This window comes from Pseudoalteromonas sp. 20-MNA-CIBAN-0454, assembly GCF_040308685.1.
Taxonomy (GTDB): Bacteria; Pseudomonadota; Gammaproteobacteria; order Enterobacterales; family Alteromonadaceae; genus Pseudoalteromonas; species Pseudoalteromonas nigrifaciens.
The window spans coordinates 116,627-142,679 of the sequence record NZ_JBEOOB010000004.1 but is presented as its reverse complement, the minus strand read 5'-3'; the positions used below and the strand labels follow the sequence as shown (position 1 = coordinate 142,679).

The window sequence follows — 26,053 nt, the reverse complement described above, 5'->3', positions numbered from 1 at the left end:
TATTTTAGTGTTCACAATAATAGGTGTGTCACTCGCCCTTAGCTAAATACTTTTTAGTATTTCTATGCAAACAACGACCAGTAACCAAAATACCCGCGCTTGATTTAGTCTATTAATAATAACCGGCACGTCCTCAGCAATAGGAAGGCGTTCGGTGCCAATACGCATTTTGTTAAAACGTTCGCCAAAATACACTGCAGGCCCGCCTAGCTGTACGCCTAATGATGCAGAGCAAGTGCTTAAAAGCCATCCTGTATTAGTTTGATAAAAGTGCCTGCCATAATGCTTTATATAATGCATGCTTAGCTTGCTCGCTTTACTGGCTGCAATAGTCAGTGCCAATAAGCGCATAGGAATAAATTCAATAATAAACAAGGTAACTTTAAGCGGCTTTAAAAAAGGGCTGTTGGGTTTAATGTTACTGCGCCATGCCTGCTCAATTAAAGTAAGTAATCGATAGGCAAGCGCTGCAATAGGGCCAAGTACTAAAAAAACAAATATCACCACAAAGTAATATCTTGCTGTACGTAATATTAGGCTCTCTATTAAGGCTTTAATTATGCCTGCACCAGAGAGTTTAGTAACGTCTCGGGCTACTAATGGCTTTAATAGCTCACGGGCGGCAGATTTTTGGTTTTGTTTGGTAAGCTTAGCAATGCGTAGTGCTTTTTTATCAATAGCTTTACTCTCAAGGCATAAATATAAAATAAGCCCGGCGAGTAATTCAGGGTAAAATGCAAATTCCAGTAGTAATACAATAATAATAAGTACCACACTTAAAATAAGTGTACTGGCAAGGGTTGCGGCTAAATATTGATAGCTATTGGGTTCTGCTACTTTATAAATACGCTTACCAATAGCGCTAAAAGTAGCCGTTAAAGCAGTGTTAGGATGATACCAACTAACAAGTGGTAAAAAGCGCTCAGCAAGGAGCGCCATTATAAACACAATAAAGTCCAAGTGATTTTGAACCATATTGCTGAGCATTTACAGTGAAACTGCCGTTAGCTTTTCAAGTAACGCCACTACCATTTTAGATGAATTGATTGATGCTGTTTCTAGGTATTCTTCAAACGACTGCGGCGACTCTTTGCCGGCAATATCTGACATCGAGCGAATAACCACAAACGGTGTATTAAGTGTATGACAGGTTTGCGCAATTGATGCCCCTTCCATTTCTACTGCAAGCATTGTAGGAAAGTCGCTACGGGCTTTTTCAATGCGTATTGGGTCACACATAAATATGTCGCCGGTACAAATTAAACCAACTAAGGTTTTTACGTCACTAATTTGCGCAATAGTTTGCTCTGCAGCAGCCACTAATTTAGGGTGTGCTGCAAAACCTGCTGGCATTTGTGGTACTTGACCTATTTCGTAACCAAAGGCAGTTACATCAACATCATGATGACGAACTTCTGACGAAATAACTACATCGCCCACATTTAATGACGGATCAAAGCCGCCGGCAGAGCCGGTGTTAATTACGCAATCAGGGGCGAAGTTGTCAATAAGTAATGTAGTTGCAATAGTTGATGCTACTTTACCAATACCAGATTGAACCAATGTTACTGTGTTACCTGCTAATTCACCGGTATAAAAAGTAAAACCAGCTTTAGTTAAAGTTTGTGGATTTTGCATTGCTTCGCGCAAAATTTTAACTTCTGGCTCCATTGCGCCAATAATACCAACATTCATAGTGTTAAGTTCCTGAGTTTGAATGCGCTGATTATACGTGAAGTTAGCGCTAAAAAACAAAAAAGCGAGCAGTTTTACTTTGCTCGCTTTTTATTATGTTATTTGCTTTAAATTTCGGCTAGTGCTGTAGAGTGCGCTTTAGCTTGAGAAGGTGATAGTACCGCTGGTTTTTGAACTCGGGTACGAATAGGGCGAGCTGTTTGCGTAGCCGCAGGTTTGCCAAGTTTAAACATAATAGCGTCGCGTACTTCACTTGGGCGATAGCCTGATTTTACTTTCATACGAATATGCGGGATGCCAGCGGCCTCTAATGCGCCATTAACAAACCAGTCGCGTTGTGCTTTATGGCCATCTTTATTGGCATTGTTTACTAAGTCTACGGCTGCCACTATGGTCATTTTTTCTTTATCGACTAGCACAAAATCAAGCTGTTTATTTTTAGCTTTAGCCATTGCTGCACGCTTAGACTTTGCCGATAAACCTTGTTTGCAATCAATCACGTCGATTAGTTTTACACGACTAACAATTTTATACTGATCGCCCACTGCGCGTTCTAATAAATTTAAAAAAGCACTTTCTACTTGAGTAAATACATTTTGCTTGCGGGTAAAAGGATAAGGGTTTCCGCCATCATCGTTAAACTTTGACGCAACAACAGAGGCCCCAACAACTAATACTAAAATTGATAATAAAGCGAATTCCATACGGTAACTCCATAACAACAAATTGACACTGCTTAAGTAAAGCAATTAACGTGCCTAAATTAGTTAGTTAAGTAGTATGTTTCCGTATGGATATTGAACACTGCAAAATAAGAACTTAAGCTCTATAACCGCCAGCAACGCCTTTAACTGCAATAGCGAGTGCGTCGTGCGCATGCAGCGATTCGTAATGATTTATTTGTAACCAGTAATCACTGTATTGCTGTGTTTCTAGTAGCGCTTTAATTTTACGAGCAGCATCTTCACAAAACATTAAATTTTGACCATTTAGGCGGGCAAACTCTTGTTCATCTTCACGTTTCACTGCCGCTTGTACTGGCGTTTTTAATTCATCTTCAATCGTGTTAATTAAATTAACTACGTCAAATTGAGTAATATTACTGTCGAGCTTTACTTTTACATTAGCAATTGAGCGCTGCGAGTGTGGGGTGGCTACAATACCTTGCGTAGTACCTAGCCATTCTAGTGCTTCTTTTTGACAGAGGGTTTCTTGACTGAATTTTTCGGCAAATGCATTTTGTATCAGCTGACGCGCAAGTGCCGCTGAACATGGGCAAGTTGATGAATAGGTTACATCAACACTTAGCTCGTAATTAATAACACCTTGTTCAATTGTGCTGGTTAATATAACGGGGTAGCTTTTCCAGCCAGCCTTGCCGCTTAATAACGATTTACGGCGCAGTGGTAATTCAAACTTAAATTCTATAAGTGCTTTATCACTTAAGCCTTCGTGGCTACTAATAAAAAAATCGAGCGCTTGAGCCAATGTTTGAGGATTAACTTGCTGCTCAGTAGAGAGCGTGTCGAGCGCTAAAAATAAGCGCGACATATGAATGCCTTTTGCATCTTCTTTGTGTAAGTTTACAAAAGCACGGGCTTTAGCATTAACAGTAACTGGCGTTATGCCATGCGACTCAAAAATAAATGGCAGTTCAATTTCACCCATTCCCACCCAGTCTAATGTACCAGTTTGTAAGGCGGGAGCCGTGTTAGCTATATCGGGCATATTAGTTTGCATGGTGTGTTACTCGTTATTAGCAATAATAAAGCGCCGCATTTTACACTAAATAATTTATTGCTGGAATGATGAGTTGTAGCCAGCTAATGATTCAAACAATAAATATTAGAGTTTTTATCGCACAACCTGAAAATAGCTGATAGAAAATGCTAAAATTAACCATAACATGCAATTTAAACCTTTTTGTAATTAAGCTAAGAGAAACACTGATATATGACCGATTCTTCTTTGAGCCCTTGGGCTCGAGTTCTTTCTAGTTTAATAACTCGGTTTGGTGAGTTTAAAACTGCAGCCATTTGCTATGCTTTGTTATTGGCAGTTTCGCTTGTTTTATCAAGTATGTTTTATTATGTTGCCGTTGGAGAAGTTAATCTTGTTGATATATTGGCAGTGGTATTTTTTACCTCTGTGGTATCGCCTCTGGTTATAAGCGTGCTAATAAATTCAATCAGGCAACTAGATGCCTCCTATGCATATTTAGACAGTGCGACAAAACAAGAAAAGCTACTCAATCAAACATTAAAAGATAATATAAATCGCTTAAATGTAGAAATTGATGAGCGTAAAATGGCGTTTCATGCCAAGCACCGGGCAATAGAAGAGCTAAGAAAAGAAATTGCTGAGCGTAAAAAAACACAACAAGAGCTTGCCCAGCAAAGTATGCTACAGCGCTCAATAGTAGACTCCTCCCCCGATTTATTTTATTACCGCGACAACAACGGTGTGTTTGCTGGCTGTAATAAAATGTTTGAAGAAGTAATGGGTAAAACCAGTGACGAATTAATCGGTAAGAGTGCTGAACAAATATTTCCTAATCAATTTTTATCTGAAGTTTTAAAAACCGATAAACAGGTAGAGCAAACTCATCAAGCATTAACTATAGATGTTCAATACGATGTGGGCGGCGAAACGCGTTGGTTTGAATTACGTAAATTGCCATTTATTAACGATAAAGGTGAGTACATAGGTTTACTTGCATTTGGCCGTGATATTACGAGTCGTAAAGAGGCTGCAGAAGCACTTGAAACAGCCTACAAAGATAAAGGTAAGTTTATTGCCACTTTGAGCCATGAGTTGCGTACACCACTTAATGGCATTGTTGGTTTAACACGTATGTTGCTAGATACAGAGCTTAATAAACAGCAGCGTAGTTGGTGTAATACGGTGTTTTCGAGTGCCGAAACACTAGGTAATATATTTAACGACATTATAGATTTAGACAAAATAGACAGAGAGCAGTTAGATATTGCAACTAATGCTATAAACGTATCTGACTTTATTAATGATGTGGTTAACTTTGCAGGCCTAATTGCTGAACAAAAAGATCTTTCTTTTGATATTAAACGCTTAGGCATGCTAGATATTTATGCGCAACTAGATCCAACCCGACTTCGCCAGGTTGTTTGGAACTTAATAAATAATGCGGTTAAATTTACTCATAAGGGCAGTGTAACCCTCACCTGTATTCGTGAAAATCGAGATGATGGCCCTTGGCTTACCATGAAAATATCAGACACCGGAGAAGGCATACCAGCCGAACAGCTCTCTCGTATTTTTGATATGTATTATAAAGCGCCAGATCTTAAAGGCACCAATGCTATTGGTTCTGGCATTGGCTTAGCAGTAACCAAAGCCTTAGTTGATGCAATGCAGGGGATTATTTCGGTTAATAGTACCGAAGGCGAGGGGAGCTGCTTTATAGTAGAAATACCGTTAATTTTATGTAGCGCACCCACTGAGAATAGTTATGTAGGACGCAGCTTAAATATACTGTTAGTAGAAGATGTGCCGTTAAATGCCGAAATTGCGACTAACTTACTTGAACAGCGTGGTCATGAAGTTATTTGGGCTGAGACCGGCGAAGATGCATTGTCTTTTGTAGAAACTGAAGACGATTTAGATTTGATCTTACTTGATATGCAGTTACCCGATATAAACGGTGATGAAGTAGCAAGGCAAATAAGAGCCGATAGCCATTTTGATAAATTACCTATTGTAGCGCTTACCGCAAATGTGCGCAGTGCAGAGCAAGAGCTAGAGGGGATTTCAATCCAAGGAGCGCTCGCTAAGCCTATCAATACGGTAAAACTAGATAAAATATTAGCTGATTTATTTGGTATAAAACAAACAAAAAGTAATGAGCCACAATTAAAAGTAAGTGCAGCAGCGCTTGCTGACATTAATGCACATTTACTTGATGTTGAAACTATAGAAGACTTTGTAAACTCAATGGGTTTGGTGGTGTTTAAACGCAGTAGTCAGTTATTTGAAAAACTCAATCCCCAGTATCAGCAAGAGTTACTTACCTCGTTAAACTCAGGCGACAGAGAAGAATATAAATCAGTTGCACATAAGCTTAAAGGTGCTGCGGGATCTGTAGGCTTAAATGATGTGCAATTACATGCAAAAGTAATGGAGTATGGTGCGCTGGATGAATCTGACGAGGTATTAAAGCAGTGGTTAGATGTTTTAGCAGACAAAATAAATGAAGGACAACATGCCCTTCATTTATTCTTACAGCAATTAGAGTAACTAATTAGCTGTCGATTTTACCAATGAAGCGATAACCTTCACCATGAATGGTGCTGATCAACTCAGTTGTTGAGTTGTCGCTTTCAAAGTGCTTACGAATACGACGAATTGTAACATCAACTGTTCTATCGTTTGCACGTAGCTCACGGCCAGTCATGTGTTTAATTAATTGCTCACGGCTAAAAATACGACCTGGAGAGTCAAGCATTAAACGCAGTGCTCTGTATTCGCCTTTAGGTAGACGTTTTGCGTCTCCACCTGGAGAAGTAAGACAGCGACTGTTTTCGTCAAGTTCCCAACCGTTAAACGTAATTACACCATTTGTTTCAAGTGCAGACTCTTCACCACCTAGGGCAGTACGAGTAATTAAATTACGCGCACGAATAGTTAATTCGCGAGGATTAAACGGTTTAGTAATATAGTCATCAGCACCAATTTCTAGGCCTAAAATACGATCTACATCATTGTCACGGCCTGTTAAGAAAATAAGACCGACTTTGCGTTTTTGGCGTAACTCACGTGCTAAAATTAGCCCGTTTTTACCCGGTAGATTGATATCCATAACTACAAGATTGACGTCGTCATTATTTGTAAGCTTATCATGCATGTCATCGCCATCAATGGCTTCAATAACTTTGTAACCTTCAGCTTCAAATAAACTAACGAGGTTTAGTCTAGTTACGTCTTCATCCTCTACTATCAGAATGACTGGCGTTTGCATTTTTAATTAACCTTTTGGTGTGTTTTATTTATAAAAAAAACCGGTATAGTTTTATAAACCGATTACTAAAAGAGTATAGGATTATATCTAATTGTTAACAAGTAAAAACAATTAGAGAAAAACAGCAGGATCCGCACAGCCTACTTAAAAGGTATAGAGTAAAGCTACTGTTTAATTGATCTTTAAAATTGGATGCATATTTTGAATTATTAAAGTCAAAGCCATTTCCCTTTAGTAATTGATACATCCATCAATCAGGTAAAGATACTTAAAATAATCAGACTAATTCAAAACGAAATTATATCACTTTCCAACCTTTCATCAATGTATGTGATATCTTAAAAGCATTAAAGTTCAGAAAATATTTAACTTTAAGCAGTTAATTCACTAAATAATATAGTTGAATAACGAATGCTCTATTAATGAGGTCATAAAGTTAAAATTCAAGAGCATGCTTATAATTAATCAGTACGTTATTTAAGCTGTGGTGTTGTTGGTGAGTGTCGTTTTTACTTTAACTATAAAAGCTGTTTTACGCTCAGAGTTTACTTGGATATTACTTAACAGGTTTGCCAGCAGATAGACGGCTTGAAATAGTTCTCGTACCCTACCCTTATTTATTTGTTATAAAAAGGTCAAATACTTGATTTTACTATTCCCCTCAATATTTTGACTATTATTGCTAAGCGGTAAAAATTCAGGAGGGTAATTAATTTTATAAATAAGTTTGAGCACGTGAGGTGCTCAAACATGAGCATTATTAACTGCTGTAAACGGCAAACTTATTATTTTTAAACACGGTGTGATAGTTATCAAATTGTGCTTCTAAAATTGGCGGGTATTTTAAAAAGCTATTAGCAACAATATTCAACTTACCTGCTTTAGTTAGGTGCTGTTTAGCATTGGCTAAAAAGGTTTCAGCCACTGTGTAGTCGGTTGCAATACCGGTATGAAAAGGTGGGTTACTAATAATAAGATCGAACTTACCTGTAATGTTAGTAAGTCCATCACTTAAGAGGGCTTCGCCTTTAATGTTATTAAGCTTAAGGGTTTGCGTTGTTGCATAGATTGCCAAAGCGCTCACATCACTACAAACAAAGCTCAATGCCGGATTTTGCAGCCCTAAATAAGTTGCAATTAAGCCAGCGCCACAACCAAAATCGAGCACAGTACCTTGCTTAATAAACGGAGCGTTTTCAAGCAATATTTTAGTGCCAACATCTAAATTACCGTGATTAAATACCCCAGGAATACTGATAGCGGTAAATTCGCTATCGGCCACACTGACCGTAAATGGCTTATGATAATCGCTAATATTAAACTGACTAAGTTGTTTAAGCTCTGCAAATGAATATAAAACACAGTGCTTTGCTGAGTCTATTTTATTACTAAAATTAGCTTTATCAGTAAGCTGTTTTTCTATTGATTTAACACCACTCTTATTTTCGCCAACCACCAGTAACTCAGCATCTGCTGTAATTACTGCGCGTATATTATCAAGCGCCATAAGAACTTCAGGTTTTGATTTTGGATAGTAAAGAATCACTAAATCAAAGTCGTTACCGCTAATACAGTGGTTTACACATACATCAACGCCGGGTGTGTTTTTGGCAAATTCGCCATTAGCATGATTGTAGCTAAAGGCGGTTATTTTACTCTCAGGGTTGCGCTTTTTAAGCTCGGCTAAAAAGCCATCTTGAACAAAGTTGACCACCAATATAGATTTCCCAACTAACTTTTCGCTATTGCGAAGTAACAGTAGGCTTGGATTGGTTAATACGCTCATAAATGGCTTTACCTTACAGATTATATAATTTACAGAGTTATGTACTTAACCTAAATGTTGGTTAAGGTATTTATTATCCGAAATACAGATTACTTAGTGCGTTCAAACATTAAGTCCCACACACCATGACCTAAACGATGGCCGCGTTGCTCAAACTTGGTTAACGGGCGTAAATCAGGGCGTGGTACGTAGTCGTTTGTTGCTGACTGGTTTTTAAAGCCAGGCGCAGCTTGCATTACTTCAAGCATATGCTCAGCATAATTTTCCCAGTCGGTAGCCATATGAAAAACACCGCCCATTTTTAACTGTGAACGTAATTTTTCAACAAACTCGCCTTGTACAATACGGCGTTTATGGTGACGCTTTTTATGCCAAGGATCAGGGAAAAACAATTGTAAGGTTGTTAAACTTTCATCTGCTATACAATCGGCTAAAACTTCAACCGCATCGTGTTCAAAAATACGCAGATTAGTAATACCCGCTTCATCAGCATCCATTAAACAAGCACCAACGCCTGGGCGGTGTACTTCTATGCCAATAAAGTTTAAATGCGGGGCATTTTTTGCCATTTCAACCAGTGATTTGCCCATACCAAAACCAATTTCTAGCACTACATCATTGTTATTGCCAAAAACTTCGCTTAAATCAAGCATGCCATTTTTATGCTCTAAGCCCATTATTGGCCAGCATTTTTCGATAGCGGCAGCTTGGCCTTTGGTTAAACGACCTTCGCGCTTTACAAAACTACGAATAGTGCGGATATACTTACCTTCTTGCTTTGCTTGCTCAAGATTAGTGTTACTTGATTCACTCATATTATTGGCCTGACAAAAATAACTGGTTTAAAAAATGGTTGCGTATTATCCCTGACCAAGCCATGGATAACAAGCTCTAGCTGATTTTACTAGGTGTATAGAGGCGCTATAGCTTGATCTTTTCACTAACTGCAATAAACTGAGCCGCCATTGAGCATACGTAAAAAGTAAACTATTTTGGATTTAAATAAACAGCAGTCTGATTGGTTTTCTAACCAAGTGGTTGATTGGTATCACCTTCATGGTAGAAAAACGCTGCCGTGGCAGTTAACAAAAACACCCTATAAAGTATGGGTGTCTGAAGTGATGTTACAACAAACTCAAGTAGTGACCGTTATCCCTTATTTTGAAAGGTTTATGCAAAGCTTTCCCGATATTATTGCTTTAGCTAACGCCGATGAAGATCAGGTGCTGCATCACTGGACTGGTTTAGGGTATTACGCAAGGGCACGTAACTTACATAAAACAGCTAAAATAGTTCGTGACAAGTATCAGGGGCAGTTTCCTACAACGCTTGAAGAGGTTATTGATTTACCCGGAATAGGGCGCTCTACAGCCGGTGCAGTGTTATCACTTTCACTTGGGCAGCATCACCCCATACTCGATGGTAATGTTAAGCGAGTATTAGCCCGTTTTTTTATGGTTGAAGGCTGGTATGGTGTTAAAAAAGTCGAAAGCCAACTTTGGCATTTGAGCGAGCAGCTAACGCCTAAAAATAACGTAACCGAGTTTAATCAAGCTATGATGGATTTAGGCTCGAGCTTATGTTCGCGTAGTCGTTTTGACTGCCCTGCATGTCCGTTAAGTAGCCGCTGTGGTGCATTTAAAACGCAGCAGGTAAAAACATTCCCACACTCAAAACCTAAAAAAGCAGTGCCGAAAAAAAGCTGCCATCAGTTAATTATTAAACATGATGATAAAGTGCTCATGGAAAAACGGCCTAACTCAGGAATATGGGGCGGGTTGTTTGGCTTTTTTGAGTTTAATGAGTTGAGCGAACTAGAGGTGTTTATAGCGCAGCAAGGGCTAACAGCTGACTTAGTGGCGCTTGAACCCTTTACCCATATATTTTCGCACTTTGAACTTACTATTAATCCACATGTGCTAAATGTAGTACAAGTTCCAGATGTAATTAACGACCGACAATTAGTTTGGTACCCACTAGATCAGTCAATTGAGGTGGGTTTAGCAGCACCAACTAAAAAGTTGGTTAAACAAATTGCACCAATAGGTTAGACTTGTTTATAACTATCGCTAAAGAGAATTAATTATGGCACGTACAGTATTTTGTCAAAAGTTACAAAAAGAAGCTGAAGGGCTTGGATTTCAATTATATCCTGGCGAAATAGGCGAAAAAATCTTTAACAATATCTCTAAAGAGGCTTGGGCGCAGTGGCAGCACAAGCAAACAATGCTGATTAACGAAAAGCATTTAAATATGATGGACCCAGAGCATCGTAGCTTTTTAGAGCAGCAAATGGTTGGTTTTTTGTTTGAAAACAAAGAAGTAGAAATTGAAGGCTACAAACCACCAGAAAAGTAATTGTTATGTGGTATAAAAAAAGGGCTAAATAGCCCTTTTTTTATACCTAAATTAATTAACTCGGTTGTTCTTGCTGCTCGGCACTTTTAATTTGCTCTTTTAAAAATTGAGCAGCTTTAGAATATTCAATTTCTAATTGATCTCTTAAATCAATTAACTTATCGCTGTTTAGTTCATCTGTTTTACATTGCTCTTCAAACACGACGGCCAGTTCAGCGACGCGATGCGCCCCAATGGTTTTAGATATAGACTTTAATTGATGACACCCCTCAAGAATCTCATTAACGTTGCTTTGCATAACACCAAAGTTAATCGACTTTATTAGCTCTTGGCTTTGCTCTAAATACATTTTAAAAAAACGTATTTTCTTCGCGTCATCGCCATTAATGTATTTAGCTACTGAATCCATATCTATTGGCATTGCTGGCTTTTGATGTGGTATGTCTATGCTCTTGTGATTACTTTTTTCATTCCAGCGTATTAGTGTATTTTCTAAAACGTTAAGCTCAACCGGCTTAGTAATAAAGTCGTTAATACCAACAGCTAAACAGCGTTCTTTTTCACCTTTTAAAGAGTTGGCTGTCACGGCTATTATATAAGGCTGTGAAATAACCGAACCTAGCATTTCGGCCTCATTGCGGATTTTTTCGACCATATCGCAGCCCGACATTATCGGCATATGTAAATCGGTTAAAATGAGCGAATAGTTACCTTTTCGCCACATATTAATCCCTTCCTCACCGTTATTAGCTACTTCAACACCGTAACCTAAGATGTGCAGTTGATCAGTTATAACTTGCTGATTCAAAATGTTATCTTCAACTAACAAAATAAGCTTGTTAGCGGCTAAAGCTTGCTCTGTAGTTAAATGGTTATCGTATGCTATGTTTTTTTTAATGTGCTTAGGCTGATGTAAACCTGCAGCTACAAGTATTGATAGCATAAAGTTAGACTTACATAATGGCGTTGCGTTAATATAAAAAATATTTTTATGATTAATAGCTGCATCATCTAGCTTGCTTAAAACGACAACCTGCTGATTATTATCCTCTAAAGAGTAAAGTAAACGCCTTAAAAATGCATTTATGCTGTCCATATTATCAATACCATCAACAACCCAAATGATATCTTTAGCATCGTGCAGAGACTCAATTTCTTGCTCGTTATGCACATAGGTTATTTTAGCGCCCATAAATGATAAATAACGATAGATTACTTTTTCACGGTCAACATTATTGCTTACTACAACAATATGCCTGCCATCTAAGCTATTTTTATGTGCGAACTTAATTTTTCCTGAGGTACTAAATGGCAGTTCTACAGTGAACTCACTGCCTATACCAATATTACTATTAACCGATATAGTACCTAACATTAACTCGGTTAAACTTTTACAAATTGACAAGCCAAGGCCGGTTCCACCGTATTCTCTGGTTATTGAGCTTTCCGCTTGAATAAACGGATTAAATATTTCTCTTAATTGCGCTTGGCTCATGCCTTTACCATTATCGGTTACACAAAAACGTAAAGTGAAGTGCTCTGCAGTGTTGTGAGCTACCTCTACAGATATATTAACCTGCCCCTTATGCGACTCAGTTGTACTCGTAAACTTAATCGCATTACTGCATAGGTTATATAGTATCTGACGTACTCGAGTGTTATCACCAATAAGGTTAATAGGGATATCAGGAGCAATTGATAGGTTTAAATCGAGGTCGCGGTGCTTGGCTATAGAAGAAAGTACGCGCACCACCTCTTCAATCGTATCGGTGACAGAAAATGGGATAGGGTCAATATTAAGTTTACCAGCTTCAATTTTAGAAAAATCTAAAATGTCGTCCAAAATACTCAGTAAAGAAAATGCAGATTCACGAATAATAGTACTAAGACGATATTGTGAGCCGTCTAAATTTGTTTGGCGCAGTAAATCTATAGTCCCTATAACGCCATTCATAGGGGTTCTAATTTCATGGCTCATAGTCGCTAAAAAGGTTGTTTTAGTTTCACTCGCTTTTTGCGCATTTAAAGTTTCTTTTTCAAGTGCAAGGGTTCGAGTTTGCACTTCAATTTCGAGATTGTTTTGCAGTTTTTGTAATTCTTTTTGAGTTTTTTCATTCTCAGATAAAGCTGCCTGTACTTTTTTTAATAAAAAATTAATATTTAGTGCAATCACATTCAAGCCATTGCCTAACTGTTCATTTACAGTGCTGTTAAAATTACTGCTATCAGTTATAGCCTGTAATTCTTCGCTGAGTAAGCCCGTACTCTTACGTAAACGGTTATTAATATATTGATTTAATAGCAGCGCTAATACAAATAATGTAATAACCGCTATACAAGCCATAAAATAGGCGCTCAATAATGACGTTTGTTTAGTTAATGTAGGTGGGGATTTTTTTTGCTTTAAAATAAGCTCGCCAATAGGTTGATCGTTAAGCGTTAAAACATTATGCAGTACACCTTGATCAACTAAGTGCTCGTTAAGTTTAATAGCAGCAATTGCAGGTTTGTTAGTGCTATACACTAGCTCAGTTTGTGCTGTAGCGCTAAAGCGATAGAGCGTGTATTCAAAATTGTCACTAAATATAGAGGTAAGTTCAAGCAGCTCTTGCACTTTACCTTGTCCGTAAATGGTTAAAGCGTCGACAAGAGGTGCTTCTAGCTTGTTAGCCAGTGAAGTAATATCAATAAGCGGTGTGCTTTTTTTAGTACTTGCTTCACTTTGAGAATAAAGTGAAAAGGCAATTATAAATAGTATGGTTATAATTACATTACTTAATAAAAAAAGAGGTAACAAACCTTTTATCACTGAAGAGAACTTACTCTGCATGGATTTTTCCTAATTGGTATATTAATAACACGGTAAGCCTTTACCGTACTTTGAATAGAACGATGTAAAAAATACACAATAATATTAGCATAGTTTAAGTTAAAGTTATGATGCTACTTTTTGCTGGTTTGTAGTATAAATGAGCGGTATTAATTAAAAAAGTCCCGAGTTGCATAAAAACCGTGCAAACAGTTATTAAGAATGAAAAAAAAGTTGACTTGTATCGGTAAAACTCGTTTAATACGCCGCACGCCCAGATAGCTCAGTCGGTAGAGCAGAGGATTGAAAATCCTCGTGTCCGTGGTTCGATTCCGCGTCTGGGCACCATTATTAAATAATAGTGTTTGAAATCAAAGATATTAAACAGTATTATGCGTGCCTTAGCACACAGTTTTGTGTGCCGACTTAGCTCAGCTGGTAGAGCAACTGACTTGTAATCAGTAGGTCAACCGTTCGACTCGGTTAGTCGGCACCATTTATAATGTAATTTGAATAAGGGAAGCTGTAATCAGTAGTCTGTTCAAGTTACCCGCCGATTCGGTTAGTCGGCACCATTTATAATGTAATTTGAAAAGAAAAGCTGTAATCAGTAATATGTTCAAGTTACCTGTCGACTTAGTTGATCGGCACTATTTATTTACTAAATTAGTTTAGTATAAAGTTAGCTTAGAATATTTAGTTAACTCGCACAGTTTATGTGCCTCGATAGCTCAGTCGGTAGAGCAGAGGATTGAAAATCCTCGTGTCCGTGGTTCGATTCCGCGTCGAGGCACCATTTATTAAAAGTTATCAATCTTTAAAATTGATAAAGTGCCTTAGCACACAGTTTTGTGTGCCGACTTAGCTCAGCTGGTAGAGCAACTGACTTGTAATCAGTAGGTCAACCGTTCGACTCGGTTAGTCGGCACCATTTATAATGTAATTTGGAAAGAAAGCTGTAATCAGTAGTCTGTTCAAGTTACCTGTCGGCTCGGTTAGTCGGCACCATTTATAATGTAATTTGGAAAGAAAGCTGTAATCAGTAGTCTGTTCAAGTTACCCGTCGGCTCGGTTAGTCGGCACCATTTATAATGTAATTTGAAAAGAAAGCTGTAATCAGTAGTCTGTTCAAGTTACCGTCGACTCGGTTAGTCGGCACTATTTATTTACTAAATTAGTTTAGTATAAAGTTAACTTAGAATATTTAGTTAACTCGCACAGTTTATGTGCCTCGATAGCTCAGTCGGTAGAGCAGAGGATTGAAAATCCTCGTGTCCGTGGTTCGATTCCGCGTCGAGGCACCATTTATTAAAAACCTCACTCTTGTGAGGTTTTTTGTTTTTACGGTATTATTTTTCCCTGCAGGCCATTCTATACAGCTTAAAATTGTTCCAGAAAATTTTAAGCTCATACACTACTTACCAACCCCTTAATTATATAAACCTGCTTATAGTTACTTTCAACTTTACAGTTAATGAACTTAGTGATCATTAATACCGAAATAGAGTATAAATAGTTATCCGATAGTTTATGGCTAATTATGTAATGTTATGTAAAGTAAGTTGAGCGTTTTAGTTCAAAGTGCTTGAATTACATTATAAATAGCAGTAATTCAGGTTTAATTATGATTTGGCAACAATACCAGCCAACTTTATTGGCACTCAGTATTGTGCTGCTCAGCGGCTGTGCGAGCAATATAAATTCACAGCAGCGCGAACAAGCACCCAGTAATGTACCGCAGCAATGGCAACAAAAAACCTCTGCGCCGGTATTACACGTACAACAGCAATGGCTTACACAATTACAAAATCCACAGTTAAATCAATTTGTGGAGCAGGCACTTAAAAATAACCAGCAGCTTTTACAAAGTAGTTACGATGTGGCGATCCAAAAGCAGCAGTTAATTGTGTCGGGCGCTGCATTGTGGCCAACCTTGGACTTATCTGCGCGTACTAGCCGCAGTAAGAATAACCGCCCAATTAGTTATAATAATGCAAGTTCAGTGAGCTTGAATTTAGGTTACGAAGTTGATTTATGGGGCAAGCTGTCAGATTTTAATCGCCAAGCTAATTTAAACTACTTAGCGCAACAGGCGCGCTTTGAACAAGCCAAACAACAGCTAGTTGCCGATGTAGTAAAGGGCTGGTTTGATGTAGTAACCGCAAAGCAATTACTTGATTTATATAAGCGCCGAGAAGCCAATGCTTTGCAAAATCTTGATATTATAGAGTCAGGTTATCGTCAAGGATTAAACGAAGCACTCGATGTTTATTTAGCTCGCAACGAGCTAAATAATGAGCGTTCACGTATTGCTACTCAGCAAGCTAGCTTATTAACTACAGCAAGAGTACTTGAGCGTTTATTGGGAGATTATCCAAAAGGAATTATCTCGGCAAATAATGACCTACCAGTTATCAATACCGACATTCCACTAGGTTTACCCTCAGAGTTAATTACCCGAAAGCCAACATTACGTGCAAATTGGTATCAGCTTTTAGCAAGTGATGCAAACTTGGCTTATGCTCACAAGCAACGTTTTCCAAGTTTAAATTTAACGGCAAGTTTAAGTGATACTACTGATAGAGTAAGCGATTTGTTTTCGCCATCTAGCCTAGCATGGTCATTACTTGGCAGTATTTCAGCGCCTATTTTTAATGGTGGCCGGTTAAAAGCGAATGAAGAAATTGCGCGTTTAAATAGCCAAAAACAAGAGCAGCAGTATTTACAAACACTTTACGATGCTTTTAGCGACGTAGAAAATGCGATTACGCTACAGCAATCACTTAAAGCGCAATATACAAGCACGCTAGAAGCACAAGAAAATGCCCTTGCTGCCGAGCAATTATCGTTTGAGCAATATCAAAGTGGCTTGGTTAGCTACACTACAGTGCTTGATGCACAAGGGCGCTCGTTCGATGCTCAAAGCTCCTTAATTAGTATTAAAAATCAATTGATAGCAAACCGAGTTAATTTACACCTTGCCCTTGGTGGCGATTTTGCAAACACTTCAACCGAACTACAGAGTAATAGCAATGAAAACTAAAATAGCAAAAATTATTATTCCAATCGCGGTTATTATTGCCACTATTTTAATCGTCATGTTTATTAAAGGTAACCCGCCAGAAGCTAATCGCTTTGGTGCACCACCAAAAGCATCAATTAACGTAGCAGTTCAAATGTTGCAGCCGCAAAATTATCAAGTGATGGTAGACAGCTACGGCACAGTAAAACCACGTACACAAAGCTTATTAGTTGCTCAAGCATCGGGTTTAATTATAAATATAAGCGATGACTTTAGAGAAGGTGGTTTTTTTAAAAAAGGTGCGGTACTAATCCAACTCGACGATAGAGACTATCAAGCAGAGGTTAAATCGGCACAGGCTAACTTATTAACAGCAAAGCAAGGCCTTTTAGAAGAACAAGCCCGCGGGCAGCAGGCTATTACAGATTGGCAGCGTTTAGGTAATGATAAACCTGCAAGTAGCTTGGTGCTACGTGAGCCACAATTAGCTGCAGCACAAGCACAAGTATTATCGGCGCAAGCAACACTTGAAAAAGCCAAGTTAAACTTAGAACGTACCCAAATAATAGCGCCTTTTGCAGGACGAGTACTTAGTCGTAATGTAGATTTAGGCCAAGTTGTTAGCAACAATACTCAGCTTGCTACTATTTACGCAATAGACAGCGTAGAGATTCGGTTGCCAATAAGAAACAAAGACCTACCTTTTATTAATTTACCTGAGCAGTACCGCGACGGTGCTAAAAACCAGGCCGGATCCGTGATTAAATTTAGCTCTGATTTAGTTGGTGAGCAAACATGGCAAGGGCAGTTGGCGCGTACCGAAGGTGCTATTGATGAAAGTGCACAGCAACTCTACGTGGTTGCTAAAATTAATGACCCTTATAAAGCAACACAAAGTAATCAATACCCAATAAAAATAGGGCAATACGTTAAAGCGCAGATCACCGGAAAAACAGTTTCTGATGCACTTATTATTGCAAATAGCACTATTTATCAGGGGTCTTACGTTTATATTGTTGAGCAGGGAGTATTAAAGCGTAAAGATATAACGCTTGCATGGCAAAATGCCGCTTTTGCAATGATAAAAACCGGCTTAAAAGCAGGTGATAAACTTGTTATTACGCCACTGGGCCAAGTTAGTTCGGGTACACAAGTGAATATTTTAGGCGAAGATAATAAAGCGACTAAACCACAAAGTATGAAGCAACGCCCAACAGCAGAGCAATTAGCACAACAAGCAAAAGAGCAAGGCATTAGTGTTGCAGAGCTAGTAAAAAAACGTCGCGCAGCAAAGCAAGGAGATAAGCCATGATTGCTTGGTTTACCAAAAACCATGTTGCTGCCAATTTATTGTTAGTAACTTTGTTGCTGTCTGGGCTGTTTAGTTTATCGACGAAAATACCGATCGAAGTATTTCCTTCGTTTGAAACCGATATGATCAGCATTCAGGTTAGTTTACGTGGCGCGACGCCAGAGGATGTTGAGCAAGGTGTCACTATACGTATAGAGGAGTCTGTACAAGATTTAGAGGGTATAAAGCAAATATTTAGCCGCTCATCTGAAGGTTCGGGCTCTGTCACTGTTGAAGTGGAAAGCGGCTACGATCCTCGAGAGTTGCTCGCTGATATAAAAAGCCGTGTTGATGCTATTAATACCTTTCCTGGGGATGCTGAAAAACCCATCGTTGCTCTAGCTGAGCGAAAACGAGAGGTTATAGCGGTAACTGTATCTAGTGATTATGGCGAAAAAGAAACTCGCGAGTATGCAGAGCAAGTACGCGATCAAATATTACGTTTACCCAGTGTAACGCAGGTTGAGTTAAGTGGCGTGCGCGACTACGAACTGGCTATTGAAGTAAGCCAAGATACATTGCGCCAATATGACTTAACACTGGCGCAAATTTCTAATGCGGTTGCTAACTCAAGCTCAGACATTTCTGCGGGTAACTTAAAAACCCAAGGTGGCGATGTACTTATTAGCTCAAAAGGACAAGCATACCGAAAAGATGAATTTGCCAGCATAGTGGTTAAAAACCAAAGCGACGGTACTATTATTCGCTTAGGTGATATAGCCACAATTAATGACGGCTTTGAAGAAACCCCAGTGCGTACACGTTTTAACGGAAAACAAGCCGCTTTTATCGACGTATACCGAATAGGCCCACAAAGTGCAATTACTGTTGCCGATGAAGTAAAAGCTTATATAAATGCCCAGCAACCTTCATTGCCGCAAGGTTTTGCATTAAGTTATTGGGATGACGACTCAGAGCTAGTTAAAAGCCGTATTGCCACACTCACCACTAACGCCTTGCAAGGCGGTATTTTAGTGCTGGCACTGCTAACCTTATTTTTACGCCCAGCTATCGCATTTTGGGTGTTTATTGGTATTCCGGTGTCGTTCATGGGGGCATTTATTGCTATGCCTATTTTTGGCGTAACGCTTAATGTAATGAGCTTGTTTGGTTTTATTTTAGTACTCGGTATTGTGGTTGATGATGCCATAGTCACCGGAGAGAACGTTTACACCCATTTAAAAACAGCCGAATCGGGCGAACAAGCTGCCATATTAGGTACCCAAGAAGTAGCAACGCCAGTGACTTTTGGTGTATTAACCACGGTAGCGGCCTTTTTGCCATTAGCCTTTATTGAAGGTGCACGCGGGGCTTTATTTGCACAAATTCCGGTGGTGGTTATTCCGGTATTATTGTTTTCTTTAATTGAATCTAAATTTGTTTTACCTGCACATTTAAAATATATAAAGCTACGTCACCAAAAAGGTAAGCAATCAAAGTTTGATCTGCTACAGCAACGTTTTGCTGATGGCTTTGAAAGTGCGATTTTAAAATATTATCAACCTATTCTTAATTTAGCTCTGCGCCATAAACTGGCAACGGTGAGCTTATTTGTTGGCGTGTTTTTAATTATTTTAACTATGATCACCAGTGGTTGGACTAAGTTTGTATTTTTTCCACGTATTCCCAGCGAAACCGTACGGGTAAACTTAACCCTGCCTGCTGGCACGCCGTTTGAAGTAACTAATAAGTACGTGATTGATATGTCGCAAAAGGCGCAGCAATTACAAGAAAAATACCGTGACCCTGATACGGGGGAGAGCGTTATTTTAAATATTTTAGCAACAACGGGCGGGCGCGGCGGAGTATCTAACTCAGGCGCAGTACGCTTTGAAATTACCCCAGCTGAAAAACGTGATTCAGATATAGGCTCACGCGAGCTTGCCAGTGAATGGCGCGAATTAATTGGCGTTATTCCCGGCGCTGAAAGTCTCACCTTTAGAGCCGAAATAGGTCGTAGTTCAGATCCAATAGATGTGCAGCTTAGCGGTACATCGTTAAAGGTTTTACAAGACGTGGCAGATCATATTAAAACGCGTTTATCGACCTACCCAACTGTATTCGATATTGCCGATAGTATGTCTGATGGTAAAGAAGAGTTACAAATAGAGCTTACAGAGCAAGGCTTAGCGCTGGGTTTAAATAGAGTAAATGTAGCAGGGCAAGTGCGTAACTCGTTTTTTGGCTCGCAAGTACAAAGGATCCAACGTGGGCGAGACGATGTGCGCGTAATGGTACGTTTGCCTATTGATGAAAGACGCTCGGTAGCCGACTTACAAAATATACTCATAAACACACCTGCCGGTGGCTCAGTGCCTTTATCGCATGTGGCTATTTTAATTACAGGGCAAAGCCCGTCTACTATCAATCGAATCGATCGTTACCGTACTTTAAATGTGACCGCCGATATAGAAAAAAGCAACACTAACATGACCATACTCCAAGCTGATTTATCCCAGTATTTGGATGAGCTAATGCAGCAATACCCAGGAGTTGATTATGCATTAGAAGGAGAAGCAAAAGAGCAAAGAGAGTCGTTTGGTTCACTTGCTTGGGCGTTAGTATTTGTATTTTTTATTATTTATGCGCTATTAGCGATACCGTTTAAATCGTATTTACAGCCATTAATAGTAATGAGTGTTATACCCTTTGGCATGATAGGCGCTGTAGTAGGGCATTGGATCATGGGAATGGAATTAACCATTATGAGCTTGCTTGGCATGCTAGCATTAATTGGCGTAGTGGTTAATGACTCGCTGGTATTAGTTGACTATATTAATAAAAAACGCACAGAAGGGATTGAATTAATTGAGGTAGTTAAACTTGCCGGCGCGTCACGTTTTCGCCCAGTTATGCTAACTAGCTTAACCACTTTTATAGGATTAATGCCGTTATTATTTGAAAAAGCGACTCAAGCGCAATTTTTAATTCCTATGGCTGTGAGCTTAGGCTTTGGAATTATATTCGCCACCTTCATTACTTTATTGCTAGTACCGGTAAATTATATGCTCATGGAGCGTTTTCAGGGTTGGTTTAAGTAAATAAGTGTAAGCATTTAGAGTTTAGCTGTAAGTAAGGAATTACTTGCAGCTTTTTTTTGCCAAAGATTATAAAAATAATTTAGAAAGTTATAACAAAAAAGACAAATAAATAATAAGAGGGATTATAAAAATAAGAAGGTGTTCCCCAAAGTGTGGTGTTGGTGTCAGTCCTGAAACCTTGAGGTTTCAGGGCGGGAATCTGCGGTTTACCGTAGGCTTCTCGGTACATGCCGAGCTTGCACAATAGTATACGAACAGAAACCCTGGTATAAAATTTATCGGCTCAGGGACTTAACCAAGCTCCAGCACCCCAGGGAACAAATCCAGTATATAAGACATAATCGAAAGCTTAAACCCCAAAAGCAAAATATTATTTTGTTTGCGTGGTTATTGTGCACTTATCATTAGTTATTTACTTATGAGTGTGCTTTTTAGCCATAAATATGTTTTTTATATACTGAGCTTAATAAAGTCATACCGCAGCAGTAAATAGCTGCCGCTATTAAAGCGTTTAATAGTGCACCTTAAGCGCTTTGATTATAGAATTTATTGGAGTTGCTTTTTATCGAGTGGTAGCATTGCCTTAACTAGCAAAATGAAGATATGACAATGAGCGATTTACCAGATTACGAAGAAGCCCAATTATTATTAGAAAAAAACGAAATATTTGTATCACCGGCCGAAGCGCACGGTGTAATTAGTGGTTTATTAGCTTGTGGGTTAACGATTGACGACAAAGAATACCTAGGGCTGTTAAGCGATGTGTTTAACGATGGTGATTCGTTTAGTAATAATTTAAAACAGTTTTTTGGCAGCATTTATAAGCAGGTCGTTGCTAGTTTTAATGATGAGGAGTTTGCGTTTGATTTGTTTTTACCCAGCGACGATGAAACACTTATAGATCAGGCTAATGGCTTGGTTTCTTGGGTTGCAGGTTTTATGCTTGGCTTTGGCTTAAAGCAAAAAGATTACGGTAAATTATCAGCCGATGTAAAAGAAGTTATTACCGATTTTAGCGAAATTACTCGCCTTGATACTACCTTTGAAGAAACTGAAGAAGACAGCCAAGCACTACATGAAGTGATTGAATATGTACGTGTGTCGGCATTACTTTGCTTTGCAGAGTTAGGTAAAGATCAAAGTGCTGCTAGCACTAAAAAAACACTTCATTAATAGTTTAAGTTAAACGGGTTTGTTGCACATGGTTGAAATACAAAAGTCAGAGTTTAAAGCACGTCGTGAGCGTCTGCTTGCAAAAATGGATAGTAACAGTGTAGCAATTATACCTGCGGCGAGCGAAGTTACGCGCAGCCGCGACACTCACTATGCATTTAGGCAAGACAGTGACTTTTTTTACTTAACTGGTTTTAATGAGCCCGATGCCGTACTTGTACTTGCTCCAAATAGCGATACCCCCAGTACATTATTTTGCCTTAATAAAGATAAACTAGCCGAAGTATGGCATGGCCGTAGAATAGGCTTTGAAAAAGCAAAAAACGAATATTTGTTTGATGCAACCCATGGATTAAGTGAGTTGAGTGAACAGTTATTTAATTTGCTCAATGGCAAAGCGGTTTTATATTATGCGCAAGGTGCATATTCGGCTTTTGATGGGCGTGTTTTCTCTTTACTTAATACTCTGCGCAGCGCCCCTAAAAAAGGTGACACAGCGCCAAGTACCATTAAAGATATTCGTTTGTTAATTCACGAAATGCGTTTATTTAAATCACCAAGTGAAATAAACATTATGCGCGCAGGCTGCGAAATTAGCGCGCAAGGCCATGTTAGAGCAATGTGTTTTGCCCATAGCGGTGCAACCGAGTATCAATTAGAAGCAGAGCTACATCATCATTATGCAATGCATGGTGCGCGGCACCCAGCGTATGGCACTATTGTTGGTAGTGGCGACAACGCCAATATTTTACATTACACCCAAAACAGCGACGCCCTTAAAAGTGGCGACCTAGTATTAATTGACTCAGGTTGTGAGCTACAAGGCTACGCTGCTGATATTACACGTACATTTCCAGTGAATGGTAAATTTAGCCCCGAGCAAGCCGCGTTATATAATATTGTTCTTAAAGCGCAAGAAGTAGCGTTTGCAGAAATTAAACCCGGCGGTTATATGTCGCATGCTAATGCTTTAGCAATGGCAGTAATGACCCAAGGTCTACTAGATTTGGGTATTTTAACTGGCAACTTTAATGAGTTAATAGCAAAGCAAGCCTGTAAAGAATATTACATGCACGGGCTTGGACATTGGTTAGGCCTAGACGTACATGATGTAGGCGACTACAAACAAAATAATAGCGAACGCGCATTTGCTGCGGGCATGGTTTTAACCATTGAGCCTGGGCTTTATATCAGCGAAGATTCAAATGCACCGCAAAAATACCGAGGTATTGGTATTCGCATTGAAGATAACTTATTAGTAACCCCAAGTGGTTATGAAAATCTCACCCTAAGTGCGCCAAAAACCATAAGCGATATAGAAGCACTTATGCAAAGCAATAAAAGCGCATAAGACTAGGAGAAAAAAGTGCCTAAGCAGTTTGATGTTGTTGTTATTGGTGGCGGTTTAGCCGGTGCTAGCTGTGCGTTAAGCGTGGCTAAAATAAATCCCGCGCTTAGTATTGCTGTTGTTGAGGCGAATGAAGTAAGTAATGACTATCACCCGAGCTTTGATGATAGAAGCATAGCACTTGCTCAGCAGTCGGTAGAGTACTTACAAGGCTTAAATTTATTTGCGTTAAATTCACCGTACGCTACAGCAATTAAAAAAGTAAGTGTGTCTGATCGTCACCATTTTGGTAAAGCAGATATTAACTGTGAAGAGTTTGCTAAAGATGCCCTTGGTTATGTGGTTGAAGTAAACCCGTTTGGTCGCTCGTTACATCAATTATTAAACGCTCAAATAAATATCAGTTTATATTGCCCTGATAGCGTAAGTGCCATTGAGCAGCAATTACATAATAATATAGTTACTTTGCAAAGTGGCGAGCAAATAGCCGCCAAGCTGTTAGTTATTGCCGACGGTGCACAGTCGCCAACTCGTAGCTTATTTGGACTTAAGTTTAACACTCAAGCTTATGAGCAAGGGGCTATTATTGCCAATATAGAAGTAGCTGGTGGGCATAATAACCATGCTTTTGAGCGATTTACGCAACATGGCCCCATGGCGCTATTACCTATGAGCAACAACCGCTATTCACTGGTGTGGTGTATGCAGCAACAGCACGTTGAGCAGCACATGGCACAAAGTGAAGGCGACTTTATAAGCGCACTACAAAGTGCCTTTGGTTATCGCGGTGGTCAATTTACTAAAGTGGGTATGCGTGCTAATTACCCCTTAGTGTATGGGCAAGTAGAATCGCTTATTGCGCACCGCACGGTAGTAATAGGTAATGCTGCGCATGCAATTCATCCCATTGCAGGGCAAGGGTTTAATCTAGGCCTGCGAGATGTACAAGTACTTAGTAACTTAATTGCCCAGAGCCCAAATGACTTAGGCAGTTATGCATTTACTCGCGAGTATGCACAGCAGCGCAGCGCTGATATAAATAACGTGATGACCCTAACAGATGGTTTAGTAAGGCTTTTTTCAAATTCATCACGCATACTGGCACTTGGCCGTAGTATTGGGTTGTTTTCGATGGATTTATTCCCCTCTTTAAAAGCGCCATTAGCTAAGCAGTTAATGGGGCAAGTTAAACAAGGTCAAGGTTTATGAAACAAGCACAGGTATGTATTGTAGGTGGTGGCAGCGTAGGGCTTACCTTAGCGCTTGGGTTGGCAAAAGCGGGTATAAGCGTAGTCGTACTTGACGCTGCGCCAAAGCAAACACCGCCAACTGACGAGTACGGCATGCGCGTAAGTGCGCTGAGTATTGCGAGTCAAACCTTGCTTGAACAATTAAACGTATGGCCACACATAGTTGCTTTGCGTGCTAGTGCCTATACCCATATGGATGTGCGCGATGCAGACAGCTTTGGCAAAATAGCTTTTAATAGTGAGCAACTAGAGCTTGATCATTTAGGTCATATAGTTGAAAACGATATTATTTGCTACGCGCTTATAAAGGAGTTGGAGCAGCAGGCAAATGCTACGCTGATGTTCGACACTTGTTATCAGCAAATACACCAAAGCGAATCGGATGTATTTGTTACTTTAAAAAGTGGTGAGCCAATCATTGCAAAGCTGCTGGTGGCCGCCGATGGTGCAAATTCGGCAATTCGAAAGCAGTTTAATATGGCGCTGAGCTTTAAAGACTACGACCACCATGCATTGGTGGCTACAGTTAAAACCCAAGAGCCACACGCCAATACCGCACGCCAAGTGTTTTTACCAAGCGGGCCATTAGCATTTTTACCGTTGAGCGATGCCAACACCCATTCAATTGTGTGGTCTACAAACCCAACGCATTGTGAAGAGCTATTAGCAATGGACGACAACCAGTTTAACAAAGCCATTATGGCGGCAATAGACGGCCAATGTGGTTTGTGTGAAGTGCAAAGTGTACGCGCTGCATTTCCACTTAAAATGCGTTATGCCCAGCAATGGGTTGCAGGTAAAGTCGTATTAATTGGCGATGCTGCACATACGATTCATCCGCTTGCAGGCTTGGGGATGAACCTAGGCCTAAAAGATGCCGCTTATTTAATTGAGTTACTAACAAGTGATAATAAAGAATTTGCCAGCACGCGTACTTTACGTGATTACGAGCGCACCCGTAAACTCGATGCGCAAAAACACATTGCCATGATGTACTCTTTAAAAGAGTTATTTGCCGGTGCTAACCCAATTAAAAAACTAATTCGTGGAGTTGGGCTTTCAATGGTTGATAACTTAGGCCCAATAAAGCATTTGTTTGCTAAAGAAGCGATAGGAAAGTAAGCGTATTAGTAAGCGAATAAAAAGCCGTGGTTATTTTAACCGCGGCTTTTTATTACCTATGTTGAATTAAAGAGTTAAGTAACGTTTAATTTTTTAGGTAATGTT

At 39.3% G+C, this 26,053-nt stretch carries 18 protein-coding genes, 5 tRNA genes and 1 other RNA gene; 15 read left to right on the top strand and 9 right to left on the bottom strand.

From position 1 onward, the window contains the following. Nucleotides 1–42 precede the first annotated feature (42 nt). The 4 genes from AAEZ22_RS03315 to folE2 all read right to left on the bottom strand — a co-directional run bounded on the left by AAEZ22_RS03315 (nt 43) and on the right by folE2 (nt 3,435). The gene (locus AAEZ22_RS03315; protein ID WP_352296154.1) at nt 43–987 is read right to left on the bottom strand and encodes a cobalamin biosynthesis protein CobD/CbiB; all 945 of its coding nucleotides are present in this window, start codon (nt 985–987) and stop codon (nt 43–45) included. Continuing rightward, on the bottom strand, nt 988–1,695 hold the full coding sequence (gene mtnN, locus AAEZ22_RS03310; RefSeq protein ID WP_011327248.1) for a 5'-methylthioadenosine/S-adenosylhomocysteine nucleosidase: 708 nt from the start codon (nt 1,693–1,695) through the stop codon (nt 988–990). Nucleotides 1,696–1,802: 107 nt separating this feature from the next. Beyond that, nucleotides 1,803–2,399 (bottom strand): DUF2726 domain-containing protein, encoded by a 597-nt coding sequence (locus AAEZ22_RS03305; RefSeq protein WP_011327249.1) that lies wholly within the window; start codon nt 2,397–2,399, stop codon nt 1,803–1,805. Between the two features lie 115 nt (nt 2,400–2,514). After that, complete coding sequence (folE2, locus tag AAEZ22_RS03300; RefSeq protein WP_182677157.1) at nt 2,515–3,435, bottom strand: GTP cyclohydrolase FolE2; 921 nt, start codon at nt 3,433–3,435, stop codon at nt 2,515–2,517. A 213-nt stretch (nt 3,436–3,648) separates the two neighbouring features. On the opposite strand from folE2, the gene arcB reads away from it, so the two are divergent. Further along, nucleotides 3,649–5,967 carry an aerobic respiration two-component sensor histidine kinase ArcB gene (gene arcB / locus AAEZ22_RS03295; RefSeq protein ID WP_352296151.1) on the top strand — a complete coding sequence of 773 codons (2,319 nt, stop codon included), beginning with the start codon at nt 3,649–3,651 and terminating at the stop codon, nt 5,965–5,967. A 4-nt stretch (nt 5,968–5,971) separates the two neighbouring features. On the opposite strand, the gene arcA is transcribed toward arcB, so the two are convergent. The 3 genes from arcA to trmB all read right to left on the bottom strand — a co-directional run bounded on the left by arcA (nt 5,972) and on the right by trmB (nt 9,289). Beyond that, nucleotides 5,972–6,688, bottom strand: coding sequence for a two-component system response regulator ArcA (gene arcA / locus AAEZ22_RS03290; RefSeq protein ID WP_011327252.1), 717 nt, complete (start codon nt 6,686–6,688; stop codon nt 5,972–5,974). A gap of 760 nt (nt 6,689–7,448) precedes the next feature. Further along, on the bottom strand, nt 7,449–8,474 hold the full coding sequence (locus AAEZ22_RS03285; protein WP_179807626.1) for a methyltransferase: 1,026 nt from the start codon (nt 8,472–8,474) through the stop codon (nt 7,449–7,451). A gap of 89 nt (nt 8,475–8,563) precedes the next feature. Further along, complete coding sequence (gene trmB, locus AAEZ22_RS03280; protein WP_089367781.1) at nt 8,564–9,289, bottom strand: tRNA (guanosine(46)-N7)-methyltransferase TrmB; 726 nt, start codon at nt 9,287–9,289, stop codon at nt 8,564–8,566. A 174-nt stretch (nt 9,290–9,463) separates the two neighbouring features. Here trmB and mutY point away from each other — a divergent pair, with 174 nt between their 5' ends. Next, nucleotides 9,464–10,525 (top strand): A/G-specific adenine glycosylase, encoded by a 1,062-nt coding sequence (gene mutY, locus AAEZ22_RS03275; protein ID WP_182677203.1) that lies wholly within the window; start codon nt 9,464–9,466, stop codon nt 10,523–10,525. 34 nt (nt 10,526–10,559) lie between these two features. Continuing rightward, on the top strand, nt 10,560–10,832 hold the full coding sequence (locus tag AAEZ22_RS03270; protein ID WP_011327256.1) for an oxidative damage protection protein: 273 nt from the start codon (nt 10,560–10,562) through the stop codon (nt 10,830–10,832). Nucleotides 10,833–10,887: 55 nt separating this feature from the next. On the opposite strand, the gene AAEZ22_RS03265 is transcribed toward AAEZ22_RS03270, so the two are convergent. After that, entirely contained in the window at nt 10,888–13,662 is a 2,775-nt protein-coding gene (locus AAEZ22_RS03265) for a hybrid sensor histidine kinase/response regulator (protein WP_182677163.1), read from the bottom strand. Between the two features lie 251 nt (nt 13,663–13,913). Between AAEZ22_RS03265 and AAEZ22_RS03260 the strand changes: the two genes are divergently transcribed. The 8 genes from AAEZ22_RS03260 to AAEZ22_RS03225 all read left to right on the top strand — a co-directional run bounded on the left by AAEZ22_RS03260 (nt 13,914) and on the right by AAEZ22_RS03225 (nt 21,055). Next, nucleotides 13,914–13,989: transfer RNA gene (locus AAEZ22_RS03260), tRNA-Phe, on the top strand. Between the two features lie 72 nt (nt 13,990–14,061). After that, nucleotides 14,062–14,137, top strand: a tRNA-Thr gene (locus AAEZ22_RS03255). Between the two features lie 224 nt (nt 14,138–14,361). After that, nucleotides 14,362–14,437 (top strand) — tRNA-Phe (locus tag AAEZ22_RS03250). Nucleotides 14,438–14,496: 59 nt separating this feature from the next. Then, nucleotides 14,497–14,572 (top strand) — tRNA-Thr (locus tag AAEZ22_RS03245). Between the two features lie 297 nt (nt 14,573–14,869). Then, nucleotides 14,870–14,945: transfer RNA gene (locus AAEZ22_RS03240), tRNA-Phe, on the top strand. Nucleotides 14,946–15,265: 320 nt separating this feature from the next. Further along, nucleotides 15,266–16,684, top strand: coding sequence for an efflux transporter outer membrane subunit (locus tag AAEZ22_RS03235; RefSeq protein ID WP_179807624.1), 1,419 nt, complete (start codon nt 15,266–15,268; stop codon nt 16,682–16,684). Beyond that, the gene (locus AAEZ22_RS03230; protein ID WP_352296146.1) at nt 16,674–17,975 is read left to right on the top strand and encodes an efflux RND transporter periplasmic adaptor subunit; all 1,302 of its coding nucleotides are present in this window, start codon (nt 16,674–16,676) and stop codon (nt 17,973–17,975) included. Before AAEZ22_RS03235 ends, AAEZ22_RS03230 begins: the two co-directional genes overlap by 11 nt. After that, nucleotides 17,972–21,055 (top strand): efflux RND transporter permease subunit, encoded by a 3,084-nt coding sequence (locus tag AAEZ22_RS03225; protein ID WP_011327260.1) that lies wholly within the window; start codon nt 17,972–17,974, stop codon nt 21,053–21,055. Before AAEZ22_RS03230 ends, AAEZ22_RS03225 begins: the two co-directional genes overlap by 4 nt. A gap of 138 nt (nt 21,056–21,193) precedes the next feature. On the opposite strand, the gene ssrS is transcribed toward AAEZ22_RS03225, so the two are convergent. Beyond that, a non-coding RNA gene (gene ssrS, locus AAEZ22_RS03220) (6S RNA) lies at nt 21,194–21,375 on the bottom strand. Nucleotides 21,376–21,664: 289 nt separating this feature from the next. Between ssrS and AAEZ22_RS03215 the strand changes: the two genes are divergently transcribed. From AAEZ22_RS03215 to AAEZ22_RS03200, 4 genes are read left to right on the top strand one after another with little or no spacing between them, the layout of a single operon-like run. Next, nucleotides 21,665–22,228, top strand: a complete 564-nt coding sequence (locus tag AAEZ22_RS03215; protein WP_182683824.1) for a UPF0149 family protein — start codon at nt 21,665–21,667, stop codon at nt 22,226–22,228. 28 nt (nt 22,229–22,256) lie between these two features. After that, nucleotides 22,257–23,579, top strand: a complete 1,323-nt coding sequence (pepP, locus tag AAEZ22_RS03210) for a Xaa-Pro aminopeptidase (RefSeq protein ID WP_352296143.1) — start codon at nt 22,257–22,259, stop codon at nt 23,577–23,579. 15 nt (nt 23,580–23,594) lie between these two features. Beyond that, nucleotides 23,595–24,785 (top strand): 2-octaprenyl-6-methoxyphenyl hydroxylase, encoded by a 1,191-nt coding sequence (ubiH, locus tag AAEZ22_RS03205; protein ID WP_352296140.1) that lies wholly within the window; start codon nt 23,595–23,597, stop codon nt 24,783–24,785. Further along, nucleotides 24,782–25,948, top strand: coding sequence for an FAD-dependent oxidoreductase (locus tag AAEZ22_RS03200; protein WP_058372620.1), 1,167 nt, complete (start codon nt 24,782–24,784; stop codon nt 25,946–25,948). The genes ubiH and AAEZ22_RS03200 overlap by 4 nt, the downstream gene beginning before the upstream one ends. The last annotated feature ends 105 nt before the right edge of the window (nt 25,949–26,053 follow it).

Coding starts and splice junctions, on each gene's coding strand:
- mtnN (WP_011327248.1), bottom strand. CDS start 1,695: ATGAATGTTGGTATTATTGGCGCAATGGAGCCAGAAGTTAAAATTTTG.
- arcB (WP_352296151.1), top strand. CDS start 3,649: ATGACCGATTCTTCTTTGAGCCCTTGGGCTCGAGTTCTTTCTAGTTTA.
- AAEZ22_RS03200 (WP_058372620.1), top strand. CDS start 24,782: ATGAAACAAGCACAGGTATGTATTGTAGGTGGTGGCAGCGTAGGGCTT.
- AAEZ22_RS03285 (WP_179807626.1), bottom strand. CDS start 8,474: ATGAGCGTATTAACCAATCCAAGCCTACTGTTACTTCGCAATAGCGAA.
- pepP (WP_352296143.1), top strand. CDS start 22,257: ATGGTTGAAATACAAAAGTCAGAGTTTAAAGCACGTCGTGAGCGTCTG.
- AAEZ22_RS03315 (WP_352296154.1), bottom strand. CDS start 987: ATGCTCAGCAATATGGTTCAAAATCACTTGGACTTTATTGTGTTTATA.
- AAEZ22_RS03215 (WP_182683824.1), top strand. CDS start 21,665: ATGAGCGATTTACCAGATTACGAAGAAGCCCAATTATTATTAGAAAAA.
- AAEZ22_RS03270 (WP_011327256.1), top strand. CDS start 10,560: ATGGCACGTACAGTATTTTGTCAAAAGTTACAAAAAGAAGCTGAAGGG.
- folE2 (WP_182677157.1), bottom strand. CDS start 3,435: ATGCAAACTAATATGCCCGATATAGCTAACACGGCTCCCGCCTTACAA.
- trmB (WP_089367781.1), bottom strand. CDS start 9,289: ATGAGTGAATCAAGTAACACTAATCTTGAGCAAGCAAAGCAAGAAGGT.
- AAEZ22_RS03265 (WP_182677163.1), bottom strand. CDS start 13,662: ATGCAGAGTAAGTTCTCTTCAGTGATAAAAGGTTTGTTACCTCTTTTT.
- AAEZ22_RS03230 (WP_352296146.1), top strand. CDS start 16,674: ATGAAAACTAAAATAGCAAAAATTATTATTCCAATCGCGGTTATTATT.
- AAEZ22_RS03305 (WP_011327249.1), bottom strand. CDS start 2,399: ATGGAATTCGCTTTATTATCAATTTTAGTATTAGTTGTTGGGGCCTCT.
- arcA (WP_011327252.1), bottom strand. CDS start 6,688: ATGCAAACGCCAGTCATTCTGATAGTAGAGGATGAAGACGTAACTAGA.
- AAEZ22_RS03225 (WP_011327260.1), top strand. CDS start 17,972: ATGATTGCTTGGTTTACCAAAAACCATGTTGCTGCCAATTTATTGTTA.
- AAEZ22_RS03235 (WP_179807624.1), top strand. CDS start 15,266: ATGATTTGGCAACAATACCAGCCAACTTTATTGGCACTCAGTATTGTG.